We start from the raw sequence: 16,895 nt of genomic DNA, 5'->3' as shown, positions 1-16,895 counted from the left end.
ATCCGTCGCTTGATCCATTCCCTCCCAAACTGCCTGTCTGAACCTGAAACCGGCCTCGCCTGCTGCGAGGCCTGATTGTTGCCTTGGCCGAAGCTGGCTGAGTGCGCCCCTTTCAGATCAAGGCAGTTGCGATGATCCTCCACAGACCGATTTCACGAAGGCACGTGCTTCGCACAGGTGCCGCATTCACAACCCTATCCGCTCTATCACCTGCACGAATGGCAATGGCCGATCCAACTGGGGACCCATTCGTCCTACGCGCGGCATCCGGACAGGCCGCCCTGCGCCCGTCACCATACGGCCCGACTAATGTCTGGAGCTATAACGGGTCCGTCCCCGGTCCTGAAATCAGGGTCCGGCGGGGCGACCGCGTGCGGGTTCTGGCTCAGAATGGGTTGGATGAAGGGACCACAATCCACTGGCATGGCATTCGCACGTCCAATGCGATGGACGGAGTGCCGTTCCTCACGCAAGACCCGATCCCGGTTGATGGCGATTTTCTCTACGAGTTCGATGCGCTGGATGCGGGCACGTTCTGGTACCATCCGCACCAGCGCAGTTCGGAACAGGTCGGACGCGGCCTTTACGGGCCACTGATCGTCGAGGAGGCGGACCCGATCCGCGTGGATCGTGACCTGACCTGGATGCTGGACGACTGGCGCATGACCCGGGACGGGCAAATTGCGGATGACTTCGGCAACCGCCACGACGCGACGCACGGCGGTCGTATTGGTAATTCCGTGACCATCAACGGCCAGATACCCGACCGCATCGCGGTGCGGTCCGGTGAGCGCATCCGCTTGCGGCTAGTCAATGCGGCGAACGCGCGGATATTCGGGCTGGATTTCGGTGGTCTTGCACCGGTTGTGGTCGCTTTGGACGGTCAACCCGTGACTCCCCATGCCCCTGACAGCGATATTGTGGTGATCGGACCAGCCATGCGTGTTGATCTGGTGATCGACATGACTGGCAAGCCCGGAGAAGTCGTCACCGTCACCGATGTGTTCTACGACGGCCTCGAATACCGTCTGGTCGACCTCGTCTATGGGCCTGACAGGCTGCGGGACAGTGTGCCGGATTGGTCGATGGACCTGCGACCCAACCCGTTGGCGGAACCGGACATGGCGTCGGCCGCGCGACATCAGATCGTCTTCAAAGGCGGAATGATGGGGCAGATGATGATGGGCGGCGGCATGGGGTCGATGATGGGCCAGATGCGCGAAGGAAACATGTGGTTCATCAACGGCGAAGCCGCGACGGGTCACATGATGGACCCGTCGCTGGTCCTGCCGCAGGGCACGTCGCACGTGTTCGAGATGGATAATCGCACGGCTTGGCACCATCCGATCCATTTTCATGGACATTCGTTCCGTGTGATCGCCCGCAACGGACAACCGACTCGGTATCGCGAATGGCAGGACACCGTCCTGATGGCACCCGAAGAACGGGTCGAGATCGCGTTCGTCGCGGACAACCCAGGCGACTGGATGTTCCACTGTCACATCCTGGAACACCAGGCGGCGGGCATGATGGGCGTCATCCGTGTCGATCCTGACACGACCAAAACCTGAAAACTCACAGATCACTGACGACGGAAGGGAAAGAACCGATGAAAAAGATACTTGGATTTGCCAGCCTCGGCACCGCAGGTGCTGCCGCTGTCCTTGCGATGAGCCTGAATGCCGCACCGGTCGCCGCGCAGGAGGTCACGCTCTACAAGAACCCGCAATGCGGATGCTGCGAAAGCTACGCGGACTATCTGCGGGAGAACGGTTTCACGGTGGAGGTGAAACCGACCCACGATTTGGCGCAGATCAGCCGCGAGGCTGGTATCCCGGACGATTTTCAGGGCTGCCATACCGCCTTTCTGGACGATTACGTTGTCAGCGGTCACGTGCCGATCGATGTCGTCAACAGGCTGCTCGAAGAGCTTCCGGAAATTGCCGGTGTGACCCTTCCCGGTATGCCGATGGGGTCGCCGGGTATGGGCGGCGCAAAACAGGAGCCGTTCAAGATTTACACCGTCGAGGAAGGTGTGAGCCCGACCGTATATGCGGTCGAATGATCAATTACGCGGTCTGGTGCGAACCCGTGCCAGATCGGCTTCAAGGGAAAACAAAGGATGAATTGTATGATGATGAACGGTGAAATGATGGGCGGCGGCATGATGATCGCGATGGGCCTCGTCTGGTTGCTGATCGTGGGGGTGCTGGTGCTCGCGGCGATCGCATTGGTCAAATACATTCGCTCGGACCGCGGAAAATAGAAATGCGCCGAAATGCGGACTAAAGGTGCCAGCAGCGGCGACAGCCTGTTGTCGATCGGGTTGGTCTGGGCGCTTTGCGTCCTGCTTGTCCTGTCGTTGCTCGCGGCACTCATCGTCCTGTGTAGGTGGCTCGCAATAAGAAGGCGGAAACTTAGTGAAAAACACGATTAGGCTCTCGGCTGTCCTGCTCGCCACAACGGTTTTGCCCGTAGCGGCGCAGAGCGACGTGCGCATGGGTGAGCGCCTCTATCAAGAGAATTGCGCCAGTTGCCATGGGGCGAACCTGCAAGGGCAACCTGAATGGCGCACACGATTGCCGAGCGGCAAGTTGCCTGCCCCACCGCACGACGCCTCCGGCCATACCTGGCATCACCCCGACCGCATATTGTTCGACATCGTGAAACACGGACCGGCGGCGATTGTCGGGAACGGCTACGAAAGCGACATGCCCGGATATGAGGGCGTACTGACAGACGGTGAGATCACGGCAATCATCGACTACATCAAGAGCACATGGCCCGACCGGGTTCGCGCGTCGCAGGAAAGCCGCACCCTCGCGGATGAGCAGGCGCAGCCATGACGCAAGAGGTCGTCGGCAAAACCGAACCCGTATCACGGCGCAGAATCTCCGGGTTCTTTCTGGTGCCGCTGATAGCTTTTGCCCTCATGGTCCTGTTCGGTTGGGGGCTTTTCAGGGGTGGCGACGATTTGCCGTCGGCACTTCTCGGCAAATCTGTGCCCGACTTCGCGCTGCCCCCGGTGCTTGGCCGCGAGGAAGGTCTTTCGACACAGGACCTGATCGGCCACGTCTCGCTCGTGAACGTCTTCGCCTCGTGGTGTGTGCCTTGCCGCGCCGAACATCCGTTGTTCATGGAACTGAGCGCAACAGACGAAGTGCCGCTTTACGGGATCAACTACAAAGACCCGCCCGATCAGGCGCGCGCCTGGCTCGACGAGTTGGGTGATCCCTACGCGCGCATCGGGGCCGACATCAACGGACGCGCCGGTATCGAATGGGGCGTCTATGGCGTGCCCGAAACCTACGTCATCGCGCCCGACGGCACCATCGCCTACCGCCATGTTGGTCCGATCACACGAGCAATCCTGCAGGAAACGCTGCTGCCGATCGTCCGCGACCACAAAACCCAATCCGCCAAGGAGAAAACGCCATGAAAAATCTGAAACCGCCGCTGATCGCCTGGGCACTGTCCGTCGGCGCGGCTTTCGCGACACCGCAAGGGTTTGCACTTCACGACACCCCGCAGCCTGTCGCCAATGTGCGCTACGAGAAAGATGACGGCAGCCGCGGAGACATGGAAGATTTTCGCGGCAAAGTGATCCTCGTGAATGTCTGGGCAACCTGGTGCGTCCCCTGCCGCGAAGAGATGCCGACGCTCGATGCGCTTCAGGCGGAACTTGGCGGCGACGACTTCGAAGTGGTTGCCCTTTCCATCGACCGGGCCGGATCACAAATCGTTCGGCGTTTCTACGACGAGATCGGTGTCACCAATCTCAATATGTATGTCGACCAGACCATGCTTTCGATGACCGCGCTGCGCACCGTTGGCCTGCCGACGACGATCCTGATCGACGCGCAGGGGCGGGAGCTCGGGCGACTGGTGGGCCCGGCCGAATGGGATGATCCCGAGATGGTGTCCTTTTTGCGAAGCTTTATTGAATGAATCCCAGCAAAAGTCCACTGCTCACCCTTGACCTTCCAGTTACTGGAATGACTAGCTTTTAATCATCGAAAGGACTTTCCGGATGACCGAAATATCACCTTCCAACATTGCGGGTGCCGCCAACATCGAAAACGCAGGAAATTGGCCCCGGTGGTTGACGCGCAGACGATTGCTGTTCGTCGGTGCGGCAACCGTGATGGGGGGCGGCATGGCCCTGAACTGGGGATGGCTCACCGCGATCGGGCTCGCGCCTGTTCTGGTCTCGCTGGCCCCCTGTGCCGCGATGTGCGGCCTGGGTCTGTGCATGAAGGGCGGGTCTGGAAAGGGATGCTCCAACTCGCCGGACGGGGCGTCTCCCGACTGAGTTCTTTCGATAACCACACGATCAACCCAAGGAGAAAACCATGAGAAAAACACTTACAACTTTCGTCGTTGCGACGGCCCTTACCGCAAGTGCATTTGCCGTCAGCGCCCAAGAACAGACCACGCCGGAAACGGGCGAAATGATGCAGAATGAGGGGGCCATGCAAGGCGGCATGATGGACGGCGACATGATGGGCATGATGAAGATGATGGCCGAAATGAAACCCATGATGGAAGCCTGCACCGAGATGATGGCGTCCATGACCGAGAATATGGACGGCGGCATGATGCCGTCGGAAAAGTCTGACGGCTAGATTTGCCCAAATGTCTGTCGGTCAACGGATCGGCAGGCATTTATTGTAAGGATACAAGAATTGACAGCACTGACACGGCGCGCCGCTTTGGCGATACTCGCGGCCACGATTTTGTCTCCGGCCTTCGCCAATCATCCGGGGGAAAACCTGGATGCGCGCATGTTCGAGATGGAGCCCTACTTCCAGGCCATCGATGCAGCGCAGGCTCCGAGTTTCGAATTGCAGGATCCCGAGGGGAATCCTGTGCGCCTGTCGGATTTCAGCGACAAGGTGATCATCCTGCACTTCATCTACGCCAATTGCCCGGATATCTGCCCGCTCCACTCCGAAAAGATCGCGGCCATACAGACTTCGATCAACGACGGGCCGATGAAGGAGCTTGTGCAGTTCATCTCGATCACCACCGATCCGGTGAATAACACGCCGGACGTGCTGCGCGATTACGTGGATCGGCATGGACTCGATCCGAGCAACTGGGTCATTTTGACCAAGCAGCCTGATCAATCTGATGACGCAACGCGCGTTCTGGCGCGGGACTATGGGCTGGAGTTCACGATGACCGCCGACAGCGACATGATGATGCACGGAGCGGTCACCCATGTCGTGGATATCGGCGGGCGGTTCGCTGCAAAATTTCATGGCATGGAATTCAAGAACGTGAACCTCATCCTCTATGTCAGCGAGTTGATCAACAACGCACAGCATCGACGCCGGGAGCCCAGCTGGTGGGACCGGCTGACAGGTGTGTCTCAATGAGTGTCTTTGCGACTGGCGTCAGGCTGTCCTCGACAGACGGAATTTCCCTGACAGCTCTGCGTCGGTATTTTTCGGTGATCATCCCGGCCAATCTGATCTGGGAGTTCGCGCATATGCCGCTCTACACGATATGGAACGAGGGCACCTGGGGTGAGATTGTCTTCGCAGCCGTCCATTGCACGGGTGGTGATATCCTGATCGCCATGAGCGCGCTGATGCTTGCCCTCATGCTGTCGGGCCGGGGCTGGCCCCTGGTCGCCTCAACGCGGCGGTCTGTGACCGTCCTGACGGTGGTGTTTGGACTGGGATACACGCTGTTCAGCGAATGGCTCAACATCGTGATCCGCGCGGCCTGGGCCTATTCGGACCTGATGCCGATCATTCCGGTCCTCGATGCGGGCCTGTCACCTGTTTTGCAATGGATCGTGGTCCCGCTGGTCGCGTTCTGGTGGGCCGTGTGGTCCTTCAACACTAAGCGAGAAACATGATGGATATTTCCGGCATCGGCATTTTCGCGGCCTTCCTTGCGGGGGCCATTTCGTTCCTGTCGCCTTGTGTACTGCCACTGGTGCCCGGCTACGTTTCGTACATTGCGGGGCAGCCGGACCTGCGTACGACGCGGTCGGTTGGTCTGCGGGCACGTGCCGGGGCGCTCGGATTGAGTGCCTGCTTCGTGCTGGGCTTTTCGACGGTCTTCGTCGCCCTCGGGGCCGGGGCCAGCGCGCTCGGGTCGCTGCTGCTGACATGGCGCACCGAGCTGAATTATTTCGGTGGCGGGATCATCATTCTGTTCGGACTGTTCATGGTGGGTATCTTTCGTCTGGATGCGTTCTCGCGCGATACCCGTTTCAATCTCGACATTCCCGGCGGTCGCCCGTTTGGGGCCTACGTGCTGGGACTGGCCTTCGCCTTTGGCTGGACACCTTGCATCGGACCGATCCTCGGCGCGATCCTGACACTCAGTTCGACCTCCGGCGGCATGTCGGACGGCATCTGGCTGCTGTCGATCTATTCCGCTGGTCTGGGGGTGCCTTTCCTGCTGGCTGCGCTGTTCACCGACGCCATCGCCGCGCGGGTAAGGCAGATCGGCAAGGCCGGTCGCTGGCTCTACAAGGGCGCGGGTGTTGCCATGATCATCATGGGATTTGCCATCATGACCGGGCAACTGTCACGGTTTGCATATTGGCTGCTGGGGACGTTTCCCTTTCTCGCGACAATCGGCTGACGAACTTCGAACCAGCTCTTGGCGCGATGGCTGGTAAGTGGGGATCATCTCCACCAGTCAAAAAGGTCGTACACGCCGCGCCTCTGTAGAGGTCGCGGGGCCGTCAACCGATCAGGTAGACCCGGATCGGCATCCAGATACCCATGACCATCATCATCAGGTTCTCGGTGAGCGAGACGAACCCTAGTGGCACGTTGCTGTCTCCCCCGACGCAGGCGCATTTCAACTCGCGCTTGTCGATGTACACGGCCTTGAAGACCGAAACCGCGCCGACGGTGCCGATGAACAAGGCCACGGGTGCCGACAGCCAGGTGAGCGCCCCGGCGACCATGAGGATACCGGCGAAGGCCTCTCCGAAGGGATAGAGATAGCCGTAGCGCACCCAGCGGCGCGCCAGCAGGTCGTAATTCAGGAACATGGTCGAAAAGCTCTCGACATCCTGAAGCTTCTGCACTGCAAGCAAGCACATCGAGATCGAGACGAACCATTCCAGCGCGCGCAGGCTGAGGATGGTTCCAAAGCTGTACCATGACAGGCCGAGCGCCATCAGAAACGCGACGGCAAAGATCGCGATCACCGGCTGATAGGAGGTGTCCGAGCGCTCACTTTCCGGCGCGTCGAGGCCGAAATGGACCCGCAGATCGTCGTAGCCGCCAATCCGCTTGTCGCCGATCCAGGTCTGCGGCGTGGTCTCGACCCCGTGCTTTTCCATGAAGGCATCGGCTTCCTCACGTGTCGTCAGGTGATGATCCTCGACCTCGTACCCTTCCCGTTCGAGCAGGTCTTTGGACTTGAGACCATAAGGGCAAAGATGATCCTGCATGACCATCCGGTAGAGTTGGGCTGATTTCGATGCGTCTTTCGGCATGGTGTTTCCTCCAGTTTCTGGTTCAGGCACCGCAACCGTAATATCCGCGATACCCTGCACGCAGACCGGACCCAAGTTCGAGAACGAGATCGGCGTCCTGCATTTCGCCACTATTTGCGTCCAATGTGCCGGTTCCGCTCGGCGCGCTCAACGCCACTGTCATGCCCTCCGTGCCCCAAGTGCTTCCGGCGTCGCCAGCCTCCAGCCGCACCAGATCGCCGCTGATCTTGGCGAGAGCTACACTCCCACCGTCGATGCGGCCCACCGCCAGCGCAGGCCTGCTTGTGGTGGTGTAAGTGAACGTGCACGCGGCGCCGCCGGGAAACATCTGAGCAATGTCCTCCGAAGTAAGAAATTCGAGGTCGAGAATGCCGACTTCCGGGGTTGATAGCGCCTCGTCGAGGCTCACGATCTGCGCCGGTCCGCTTTCTGACTGTGCCGGACTGTCACCGTTGGCGTCGATATCGTTCACCAGATAACGCATCTCGGCGATTTCCTTGTCCTGCGCATAGATGATCTCATCCGCCAGCTTGCGCACGCGCGGGTCCGAGATATCGGCGCGGCTGGAGGTCATGATCGCGATCGAGTGGTGCGGGATCATTGCCCGCATGTAGCTGGTGTCGCCCACCGTCACCTGGCTGCGGACCAGCCAAAGGGAGGCGGCAAAGACCACAGCGGCACCGATGAAGATGGCGGCGTTAGCCATCTTGCTGGAATACATCGACAGCATGAAGCCCAGCATGATGATCGCCATGGTGGCACCCATCAGGAGAGCCATGTAGGCCCGCGTTTCCGACCAAAACACATGCGTCCAGAGGTAGGTATTGAGATACATCAGACCGAACATGACGACGGTAGATGTGGCGATCATCGCGAAAAAGCGGCCATATGACATGAAGTTGTCCTCTCTCGAAATCGTGAAGTCTAGAGGTGGAACAACTTTCCCGCGCTGGAATGTTCCGAAATAGCTGCAGCCAGTCGCACCTTATGGGTGGCGCGGCCCGCTGGGGGACAGATCGAAGCCCGCTTAATCCGCTGCCCTTGCGGTCCGGGTCTTACCCTCTTCCATCGCCAGATCTGCGAGAATCGGGCAATCAGGCCTGTGATCGCCAGCGCAGGCATCGACAAGGTGCGACAACGTCGCGCGCATCTCGGTCAGTTCTGCGATTTTCCGGTCGATCCGGTCGAGGTGTTCCTCGGCGATCTGCTTGACCTCCGCGCTGGCGCGGTCGGTATCGGCATAGAGTTTCAGCAGGCTCCGGCAGTCCTCGATGGTGAAGCCAAGCGCACGCGCTCGCCCAAGAAACGCCAGCTTGTGGACGTCGCTCTGCCGAAAGCTGCGATAACCGTTCGCGCTGCGCAGCGGCTCGACCAGCCCGATGTCCTCGTAGTAGCGGATGGTCTTCGCAGGAAGGCCGGACAGGTCGGCCACGTCTCCGATATTCATGATCGTCTTCTCCTTGTTTTCATTCAGCCGGAACGGGGGACAGGCGGGGGTCGGTCACAGCCTTCGCCGCCTCGTCCATCGCCGGGCGCACACGGCGCAGGCGCAGCGCGTTCGTCAGTACGAAGACCGAGCTGAGCGCCATCGCCCCCGCCGCCAGCACCGGCGACAGCAGCAGGCCCGACACCGGGTAAAGCGCCCCCGCCGCAACCGGGATCAGCGCGACATTGTAGCCGAAGGCCCAAAACAGGTTCTGGCGGATGTTGCGCATGGTGCGCCGCGATATTTCCAGCGCGTTGACCACGCCGCGCAGGTCGGCCGACATCAGCACCACGTCGGCGGATTCGATGGCGACGTCAGTGCCGGTGCCGATGGCGATGCCCACATCCGCATGGGCAAGCGCGGGCGCGTCGTTGATGCCGTCGCCGACGAAGGCGATATGCTGGCCCGTGCCACGCAGTTCATCCAGTGCCGCGACCTTGCCGTCCGGCAGCACGCCCGCGATCACGTGGTCGATGCCCGTCTCCCGCGCGATGGCTTCTGCCGTCTCGCGCTTGTCGCCGGTGATCATGGCGACCTTCAGGCCGAGATCGTGCAAGGCGCGGATGACCGCGGCGCTGGACGGCTTGACCGGATCGGCTACGGCGATCATGGCGGCAACGCGTCCGTCGATAGCGGCGTAAAGCGCGGTACGGCCCTGTTCGGCCAGGCGGCGTTCCGCGTCCGCCAGCGCGCCGATGTCCAGCCCTTCGCGGGTCATCAGACGGTCGGCCCCCACCAGCACCTCGCGGCCCGCGACCTCGGCCCGGACACCGTGGCCGGTGATGGAGGTAAAGTTCCGCGCCTCGTGCCCGGCAACGTTCTCGGCCTCTGCCGCCCGCAGGATGGCCTCGGCGATGGGATGTTCCGATTGCGCTTCAACTGCCGCGACCAGCGCCAGCACCTCGGCCCGTTCAAAGCCGTCGGCCAGCACCAGATCGGTCAGTTCGGGGCGTCCTTCGGTCACCGTGCCGGTCTTGTCCAGCGCGATCACATCGAAGGTAGAAAGCTGTTGCAGCGCATCGCCCTTGCGGAACAGCACACCCATTTCGGCGGCACGGCCGGTGCCCACCATGATTGAGGTCGGCGTGGCCAGCCCCATCGCGCAGGGGCAGGCGATGATCAGCACCGAAACGCCGGCGACCAGCGCAAGGGACAGGGCGGGCGACGGCCCGACCAGTGGCCAGATTATAACCGTCAGCAGCGCCAGCGCCATGACCGCGGGCACGAACCACAGGGTGATCCGATCCACCAGACCCTGGATGGGCAACTTGGCCCCCTGCGCCTCTTCGACCATACGGATGATTTGCGCCAGCGTCGTATCCGCCCCCACGCGCGTCGCGCGGAACTGGAAGGCGCCGGTGCCGTTGACGGTCCCGCCGGTCACGGGATCGCCCACGGATTTGGCGACCGGCACCGGCTCTCCCGTGATCATGCTCTCATCGACACGCGCAATGCCTTCGGTCACCTCGCCGTCCACCGCGATCCGCTCTCCGGGGCGCACGAGCAGGATGTCGCCCGCGGCGATGCGCTCGATGGCCACGTCCTCAGGCTCTCCGTCCACCAGCACGCGGGCGGTCTTGGCCTGAAGGCCCAGCAGCTTCTGGATCGCTGCGCCGGTGCGGCCCTTGGCGCGCGCCTCCAGCCACCGGCCCAGCAGGATTAGCACGACGATGACTGCCGCCGCCTCGAAATAGACGGCACGCGACCCTTCGGGCAGCAGCGCGGGCGCGAATAGCGCCACGAGAGAATAGAGATAGGCGGCAGAAGTGCCGACCGCGACAAGGCTGTTCATGTCCGGCGCACGCTTGAGCAGGGCTGGAAACCCGCGCGTGTAGAAGCTGCGCCCCGGCCAGAGCAGAACCACCGTGGTCAGGACGAACTGGATCAGCCAGCTTGCCCGATGGCCGATCGTGTCGCCGATCAGACCATGCATGCCGGGGATCAGGTGCGCGCCCATTTCCAGCAGGAACACAGGCAAAGCGAGCGCCGCCGCCAGCGCGGTTCTGAGGGCCAGCCTCCGCGCCTCTTCATCCTTGCGGACACTCGTGTCTTCCGGCGCGCTGTCCAACGGCAGGGTCGCGGGATAGCCTGCGTCACCCGCCGCCTTTAGCAGGTCGGCGACCGCGACCGCGCCTTCGACATAGGTCACCGTCGAAGTTTCCGAAGCCAGATTGACGTTCACGTCCAGCACGCCCGGCACCGCCGCCAGCGCCTTGTCCACCCGCCCAACGCAGGACGCACAAGACATGGAGGCCACGTTCAGGCGAGTGCTCTGCTTACGGGCCGGATAGCCAATCTGTTCCAGCTTCTCGACGATGTCCGAGATGCGCTCCGGCCCGTCGATCTGCGCCTGGGCCGTCTCGCTGGCGAGGTTGACGCGAACGTCGCTGACACCCGGCAGGCCGGAAAGCCCACGCTCCACCCGCCCGACGCAAGAGGCGCAGGACATGTTTTGAAGGGAAATTCGGACGTTGTGCGGACCGGACATGGAAATCTCCTGATTCTGATCCTGCCTCACATAAGGGTTCCATTCACTGGAAGGTCAACAGGTGCATCGAGGAATTTTTCGGGCATTGACCTTCCCATAGGGGAACGCCCTAGATAGGAGCGGTAAGAAGGAGATCGTGATGATCAGGTTCAGCGTCCCGGACATGAACTGCGGACATTGCACCGCGTCGATAGAGAAGGCCATTGTGACGATAGACCCACACGCGACGGTCACCTGTGACCTGACTGCGCGTTCCGTCGAGGTAGATAGCGCATTGGATGAAAGCGCGCTGAAGGCAGCGATTCACGATGCAGGCTACGGCTCGGAGCGACTGACTTAGTCCCGGCACTTCCGGTCATTATTGAAATATTCCCTGCCATTTTCGCGTCTTTTGTCTGACTGGTGAACGTTGCTATGTACCTATTGCGCAACAGTTTTGAGCGCTTGCAGCGAGAATTCGCCTGCCTCGCTAGAATGTGCCAAACCTTCCCGCGCTGTAAGCGTTGACTAATTTGTCAAAATGTCCAATTTACCATCCATGAGAATGCGTGTCGCCATTTCAACATGGGTGAGAGTCCTCACTTGCTTCGCTTTTGCGTTGGCGCTGGTTCTGTCTCCACCTTCTGCGGCACACGCGGCCTCGGGAATGCATGATGGTCAGCATTCTGGATCGATCAGCTCCCTTCTCAGCGAACCGACAGTTGGTCAGGGAACTGATATCCACGCCGACCACATGAAACACCCGGCGACAGTTGACGTGGATGACATATCCTCCGACATGGGTGAAACAGAGCATCAATCAACTCAGTGTTGTAACGGAATATGCATTTCTGTCGTCATTCCAGACGCAGACTTGGTATTCCCGGATCCTATTGCTGCGAAAGAATATATGATCCTGAGCGGTCAGACGCATTCCGTCGAAACATCAGGGTTTCTGCGGCCCCCTCGATTCCTGATCTGAAACGGCGCCCAATCCGGGTGTGAGCCTTGCGCAGACTCTGCGTGAGACATCGTTCATCAATCAGGATACCTTCATGAAAATTCATCTACTTATGGGGGCTTCGGCCCTCGGGCTCGGCGCATGCGCCTATGAGCCTACCCCTTTGCCCTCCGTTGCGACACAACAGGCTGTCGTCAACGCGACCGTTTCGTCTCCGATCAGCTATCAAGATCCATTGGCTGGCTACACCTATCGTGGTCCGACAGGCCCCCGTGATTGGCGTTCCGTCAATCAAGAGCAGACGGAGGGCAACTGATGCGGGTATCTAAGATTCCGCTGGTTCTTGGCTTTCCCCTAATTTTGGGTGCCTGCGCTACCGCAGTACCGGGTATCTACACGGAACCGAAAGCCGGCTTCGCCAACATTTCCAGCCAGGTCACACCGGCCATCGGCAAACGGACGGCCTTCGCCGAAACCCAGGCCGAAAACGAAGCTCTCAAGAAACAGGTGCACAGCATGGTGCATCGGAAGACGATCTCGGCCGATACGGCGGTTCAGGTTGCGCTGCTGAACAATAAGGGTCTGCAAGCGTCTTACGCCAATGTTGGCCTCTCGGCCGCTGAGGCTTGGCAGCAATCGACGCCGGAAAACCCGATCGTCTCAATTGGTGTCTTGGGAATCGGTGCGCCTGAACTCGGTGCCTACAGGGCGATCGAAGGGCTGATCCGGTCGAACGTCCTCGATGCCACCACGCGTAAACAGCGTATGGCCATTGCTGATGCAAGCTTCCGGCAGGCTCAGCTCAATGCCGTGAACGACACACTCGCACTGGCAAATCAGACGCGAAAGGCATGGGTCGATGCAGTCGCCGCCTTCGAGGCAGTGAGTTATCTGCGGCGCGCGAAAGCGACCTCTGACGCCGGCTCTGAACTGGCGATGAGGTTGGGCGAGACCGGCGCACTCAACAAAGCTGGGCAGGCCCGCGAACAGGCATTCAATGCCGAACTGGCGGGGCAACTTGCACAGGCACGATTGAACGCCACTCGGTCCAAGGAGGCTTTGACCAGGTTGATGGGTCTCTGGGGCACCGAAGTCGATTACTATGTGCCAGATGCCCTTCCTGCACTGCCGCGTTCTGTCGGCCGTGTGACCGACATCGAGGCCAAGGCGCTCCGAAACCGGGTGGATCTGCGTGTTGCCAAACTTGGCCTGGAAGCGCAGGCCAAGGCGTTTGGCCTGACCGATCAGACCCGCATTGTCAGCGATCTTGAGTTCATTGCCGGATTCGAGGCGGAGCGGGAAATTGAGGACGGAGAAACGGAAACCGTGACCACCCCTCAGGTGGAAGTGGAGTTCGCGATCCCGATCTACGACACCGGCAAAGCCCGGATGCGCAAGGCGGAGTTGTCTTACTTACAAGCGGCCAACGTGCTCGCAGAGAAGGCCGTGAACGTCCGGTCCGAAGCGCGGGGTGCTGAAGCCTCCTATCATGCCGCATACAAAATCGCGCGCCACTACCGCGACGTTCTGGTGCCGCTACGCACGACCGTCGAAGAAGAGGGTTTGCTGTCCTACAACGGCATGATCACCAACACGTTCGAGCTGCTGACGGACGTGCGCGAGAAACTTGGCGCATCCCTGGAAGCGGCAAATGCAAAACGCGAATTCTATATGGCACAGGCCGATCTGACCGCCGCGATCTATGGCGGCGGCGAAGGCGGCGGTGGTGCTGGTGGAGAAGGCGCAACGCTTGCCGCCGGTGGCGGCGCAGGACACTGAAAGGAACTGACATGTTGAACAGACGTCAATTACTCGGAGCCGGCGCCGCAGGTGCAACGCTGGTCTCTTCAAAAGCCTGGGGTCAAACCCTGAACATGGGCCTCCCCGAAGCCGCGCAGATGGACAGTGCGGCAACGGCGATTACGGCGCGTCCGTCGTCAGGGCCGGACTACACACCTGTGGTCACGCTGAACGGGTGGACCCTGCCGCACCGGATGAACAACGGGGTCAAGGAATTTCACCTCGTCGCCGAACCGGTAGAGCGCGAACTTGCAGACGGCATGATTGCGCATTTGTGGGGTTACAACGGCCAGTCCACCGGTCCAACGATCGAAGCGGTCGAAGGTGACCGGGTCCGCATCTACGTCACCAACAAGCTGCCGGAAGGCACCACGGTGCATTGGCACGGGCTCATCCTGCCCTCGGGCATGGATGGGGTCTCCGGGTTGAGTCATCCCAGCATCCCGCCAGGGAAAACGTTTGTCTACGAATTCGACTTGGTGAAGTCCGGCACGTTCATGTATCACCCCCATGGCGACGAAATGGCGCAGATGGCGATGGGGATGATGGGCATGTTCGTGGTCCATCCCAAGGATCCCACCTTCATGCCGGTGGATCGCGATTTTCTGATCATGCTGAATGCCTTTGACATCGATCCCGGCACATACGTGCCCCGCATCATGACGATGACGGACTTCAACCTGTGGACGTGGAACAGTCGGATCTTCCCCGACATCGATCCGCTGGTCGTGAACAAGGGCGACAAGGTGCGCGTGCGCGTCGGCAACCTGACGATGACAAACCACCCGATCCACATGCACGGCTATGACTTCAAGGTCACCTGCACGGATGGTGGCTGGGTGCCGGAGGCCGCGCAATGGCCGGAGGTTTCGATCGACATCCCCGTGGGCGCGATGCGCGCCTATGAGTTCGTCGCCGATCACCTGGGCGATTGGGCGATTCACTGCCACAAGTCGCACCACACGATGAATGCCATGGGTCACGATGTGCCGACGTTCATCGGGGTCAACAAGAAGCCGCTGACCCAAAAGATCCGTCAGTTCCAGCCGGAATACATGCCCATGGGCATGTCCGGCATGGGGGACATGGCGAAAATGGAAATGCCGCTGCCTGACAACACGATCCCGATGATGACGGGTTGGGGGCCCTACGGCCCCATCGAGATGGGCGGCATGTTTTCGGTCGTAAAGGTGCGGGACGGCATCGACGCGGACGATTACTCCGATCCCGGCTGGTACGAAAATCCTCCGGGCGAGATGGCCTACGAATGGACTGGCGAATTGCCCGAGTTCGCCTCGAACAACAGTCCCAAGACCATTCTCACACCAAAACCAAACTCGGAGGGCTGAACGGCCCTTCGTCGACTCCAACCAAACCAAACCTACAGGAAAACCAAATGAAAAAACTTCTTCTGAGCACCTCTCTCGTCCTTTTCGCTTCAACTGGGGCTTTCGCTGACGTTGGTCATGCCAAAATGGCCGTCGGTATGCCCGGCCATACGGCAAAAGTCGACCGGTCGATTGATGTAACCCTGCTTGAAAACGACGAAGGCGAAATGCTGATCGAGAGTGAGGAGATGACCATCAAGCAGGGTGAAACCATCCGCTTCAACATCACGAACAAGGGTGAGCTGGAACACGAGTTTGTTCTCGACACGCTGGAAAATAACGCCGAGCACAAGATCGAAATGGCCAAGATGGACATGGAACACGACGACCCGAACCGTATCCGTCTTGATCCGGGTGCCACGGGCGAGGTCGTCTGGACGTTCGCGAATGCTGGTACGTTCGAAGCCGCGTGCCTGATCCCGGGTCACTACGAATCCGGAATGCACCGTGCGGTCTCAGTGGGGGACCAGATGGCTCAGGCTGACGTGGAATATACGAGCGGGACCATCAAGAAGATCGACGCCAAAGCCGGCAAGGTCACAATCATCCACGGCCCTCTGGTCAACCTCGATATGCCCGCGATGACGATGGTGTTCCGCGCGGACGAAGCGATGATGGCCAAGATGGCGGAAGGTCAGGACATCGAGTTCGTTGCCGACCGGGTCAAGGGCAAGCTTACTGTCACGCAGATGAAGTGAAGATAGACAATGGGGCCGAGGCGAACACGCCCGGCCCCAACGCTTTGAGGCAATAAAATCAAGCGTTAAGGAGGTAGCCGAGCAGTATGAATTTCCTGATAATCTGCACCACCGCCCTTGTGCTCGTCTTTCCGGCTTTCTCAGTGAACGCTTCCAGTGGCAAAGGCCAGCAACCTCATGCGCGGGCCTTCGAAGTGCCTGGCCATGATGCGATCGGGAAGCCCGGTGTCGGTTCCTCATTCGACCGGACGATCGAAATATCCATCAGGGAGACAGAAAGCGGCTACATGCTTTTCGAGCCGGACGCGATCCAGATTGAAAAGGGATCGGTCGTTCGGTTCTTGATCGGAAATACAGGCGCTCTGGATCATGAGTTCTTTCTCGGCTCCTTTGACGAAATTGCGAAACATCAGCAGTGGATGCGCGAACACCCCGATATGCAACATGATCGCGCCAACTCGGTTTTGATCCCAAGTGGACAAAATGCCGAGCTGATCTGGGAGTTCTCCGATATGACGAACCTGGAGTTCGTATGCTTGATACCCGGCCACCGGGAAGCGGGCATGTGGGGCGTCATCATCGTGCACGATCACCTTGCGCCGAAATCCAAGGGTTAGAGTT

At 60.1% G+C, this 16,895-nt stretch carries 20 protein-coding genes; 16 read left to right on the top strand and 4 right to left on the bottom strand.

Going from position 1 to position 16,895, the window contains the following annotated elements; all coding sequences use genetic code 11:
* Window positions 1–131: 131 nt before the first annotated feature.
* From FIU94_RS17485 to FIU94_RS17440, 11 genes are all read left to right on the top strand, one after another.
* Window positions 132–1,571 (top strand): multicopper oxidase family protein, encoded by a 1,440-nt coding sequence (locus FIU94_RS17485; protein WP_152467163.1) that lies wholly within the window; start codon window positions 132–134, stop codon window positions 1,569–1,571.
* 38 nt (window positions 1,572–1,609) lie between these two features.
* Window positions 1,610–2,065 (top strand): DUF411 domain-containing protein, encoded by a 456-nt coding sequence (locus tag FIU94_RS17480; RefSeq protein WP_068286433.1) that lies wholly within the window; start codon window positions 1,610–1,612, stop codon window positions 2,063–2,065.
* Between the two features lie 66 nt (window positions 2,066–2,131).
* The gene (locus FIU94_RS21150; RefSeq protein WP_302848728.1) at window positions 2,132–2,266 is read left to right on the top strand and encodes a hypothetical protein; all 135 of its coding nucleotides are present in this window, start codon (window positions 2,132–2,134) and stop codon (window positions 2,264–2,266) included.
* A gap of 184 nt (window positions 2,267–2,450) precedes the next feature.
* Complete coding sequence (locus tag FIU94_RS17475) at window positions 2,451–2,846, top strand: cytochrome c (protein WP_254702680.1); 396 nt, start codon at window positions 2,451–2,453, stop codon at window positions 2,844–2,846.
* On the top strand, window positions 2,843–3,439 hold the full coding sequence (locus FIU94_RS17470) for a DsbE family thiol:disulfide interchange protein (protein ID WP_152467162.1): 597 nt from the start codon (window positions 2,843–2,845) through the stop codon (window positions 3,437–3,439). The genes FIU94_RS17475 and FIU94_RS17470 overlap by 4 nt, the downstream gene beginning before the upstream one ends.
* Entirely contained in the window at window positions 3,436–3,948 is a 513-nt protein-coding gene (locus tag FIU94_RS17465; RefSeq protein WP_043772509.1) for a TlpA disulfide reductase family protein, read from the top strand. Before FIU94_RS17470 ends, FIU94_RS17465 begins: the two co-directional genes overlap by 4 nt.
* 82 nt (window positions 3,949–4,030) lie before the next feature.
* Complete coding sequence (locus FIU94_RS17460; RefSeq protein WP_152467161.1) at window positions 4,031–4,312, top strand: hypothetical protein; 282 nt, start codon at window positions 4,031–4,033, stop codon at window positions 4,310–4,312.
* A 40-nt stretch (window positions 4,313–4,352) separates the two neighbouring features.
* On the top strand, window positions 4,353–4,625 hold the full coding sequence (locus FIU94_RS17455) for a hypothetical protein (RefSeq protein WP_071974092.1): 273 nt from the start codon (window positions 4,353–4,355) through the stop codon (window positions 4,623–4,625).
* Window positions 4,626–4,685: 60 nt separating this feature from the next.
* Window positions 4,686–5,381 (top strand): SCO family protein, encoded by a 696-nt coding sequence (locus tag FIU94_RS17450; RefSeq protein ID WP_254702670.1) that lies wholly within the window; start codon window positions 4,686–4,688, stop codon window positions 5,379–5,381.
* On the top strand, window positions 5,378–5,869 hold the full coding sequence (locus FIU94_RS17445) for a hypothetical protein (protein ID WP_089963146.1): 492 nt from the start codon (window positions 5,378–5,380) through the stop codon (window positions 5,867–5,869). The genes FIU94_RS17450 and FIU94_RS17445 overlap by 4 nt, the downstream gene beginning before the upstream one ends.
* The gene (locus FIU94_RS17440) at window positions 5,866–6,606 is read left to right on the top strand and encodes a cytochrome c biogenesis CcdA family protein (protein ID WP_172975949.1); all 741 of its coding nucleotides are present in this window, start codon (window positions 5,866–5,868) and stop codon (window positions 6,604–6,606) included. The genes FIU94_RS17445 and FIU94_RS17440 overlap by 4 nt, the downstream gene beginning before the upstream one ends.
* 103 nt (window positions 6,607–6,709) lie before the next feature.
* On the opposite strand, the gene FIU94_RS17435 is transcribed toward FIU94_RS17440, so the two are convergent.
* The 4 genes from FIU94_RS17435 to FIU94_RS17420 all read right to left on the bottom strand — a co-directional run bounded on the left by FIU94_RS17435 (window position 6,710) and on the right by FIU94_RS17420 (window position 11,448).
* Window positions 6,710–7,474: a MauE/DoxX family redox-associated membrane protein gene (locus FIU94_RS17435; protein WP_172975948.1), complete on the bottom strand. Its 765-nt coding sequence runs from the start codon at window positions 7,472–7,474 to the stop codon at window positions 6,710–6,712.
* Window positions 7,475–7,496: 22 nt separating this feature from the next.
* Window positions 7,497–8,369: a DUF305 domain-containing protein gene (locus tag FIU94_RS17430; RefSeq protein WP_152467159.1), complete on the bottom strand. Its 873-nt coding sequence runs from the start codon at window positions 8,367–8,369 to the stop codon at window positions 7,497–7,499.
* Between the two features lie 132 nt (window positions 8,370–8,501).
* A complete protein-coding gene (cueR, locus tag FIU94_RS17425; RefSeq protein ID WP_111734050.1) occupies window positions 8,502–8,921 on the bottom strand; it encodes a Cu(I)-responsive transcriptional regulator in 420 nt (139 codons plus the stop codon).
* 19 nt (window positions 8,922–8,940) lie between these two features.
* Window positions 8,941–11,448 carry a heavy metal translocating P-type ATPase gene (locus tag FIU94_RS17420; protein WP_152467158.1) on the bottom strand — a complete coding sequence of 836 codons (2,508 nt, stop codon included), beginning with the start codon at window positions 11,446–11,448 and terminating at the stop codon, window positions 8,941–8,943.
* A 139-nt stretch (window positions 11,449–11,587) separates the two neighbouring features.
* On the opposite strand from FIU94_RS17420, the gene FIU94_RS17415 reads away from it, so the two are divergent.
* The 5 genes from FIU94_RS17415 (at window position 11,588) to FIU94_RS17385 (ending at window position 16,891) form a co-directional block, all read left to right on the top strand.
* Window positions 11,588–11,788 carry a heavy-metal-associated domain-containing protein gene (locus FIU94_RS17415; RefSeq protein ID WP_066010354.1) on the top strand — a complete coding sequence of 67 codons (201 nt, stop codon included), beginning with the start codon at window positions 11,588–11,590 and terminating at the stop codon, window positions 11,786–11,788.
* A gap of 915 nt (window positions 11,789–12,703) precedes the next feature.
* Window positions 12,704–14,167, top strand: a complete 1,464-nt coding sequence (locus FIU94_RS17400) for a TolC family protein (RefSeq protein ID WP_071974100.1) — start codon at window positions 12,704–12,706, stop codon at window positions 14,165–14,167.
* A gap of 11 nt (window positions 14,168–14,178) precedes the next feature.
* The gene (locus FIU94_RS17395; protein WP_152467156.1) at window positions 14,179–15,537 is read left to right on the top strand and encodes a multicopper oxidase family protein; all 1,359 of its coding nucleotides are present in this window, start codon (window positions 14,179–14,181) and stop codon (window positions 15,535–15,537) included.
* A gap of 47 nt (window positions 15,538–15,584) precedes the next feature.
* Window positions 15,585–16,274: a copper-binding protein gene (locus FIU94_RS17390; RefSeq protein ID WP_089852425.1), complete on the top strand. Its 690-nt coding sequence runs from the start codon at window positions 15,585–15,587 to the stop codon at window positions 16,272–16,274.
* Window positions 16,275–16,360: 86 nt separating this feature from the next.
* On the top strand, window positions 16,361–16,891 hold the full coding sequence (locus FIU94_RS17385) for a plastocyanin/azurin family copper-binding protein (protein ID WP_152467155.1): 531 nt from the start codon (window positions 16,361–16,363) through the stop codon (window positions 16,889–16,891).
* The last annotated feature ends 4 nt before the right edge of the window (window positions 16,892–16,895 follow it).

The organism is Sulfitobacter sp. THAF37 (assembly GCF_009363555.1).
Taxonomy (GTDB): domain Bacteria; phylum Pseudomonadota; class Alphaproteobacteria; order Rhodobacterales; family Rhodobacteraceae; genus Sulfitobacter.
The sequence above is the reverse complement of the archived record's forward strand: the minus strand, read 5'-3'. Positions and strand labels throughout refer to the sequence as shown.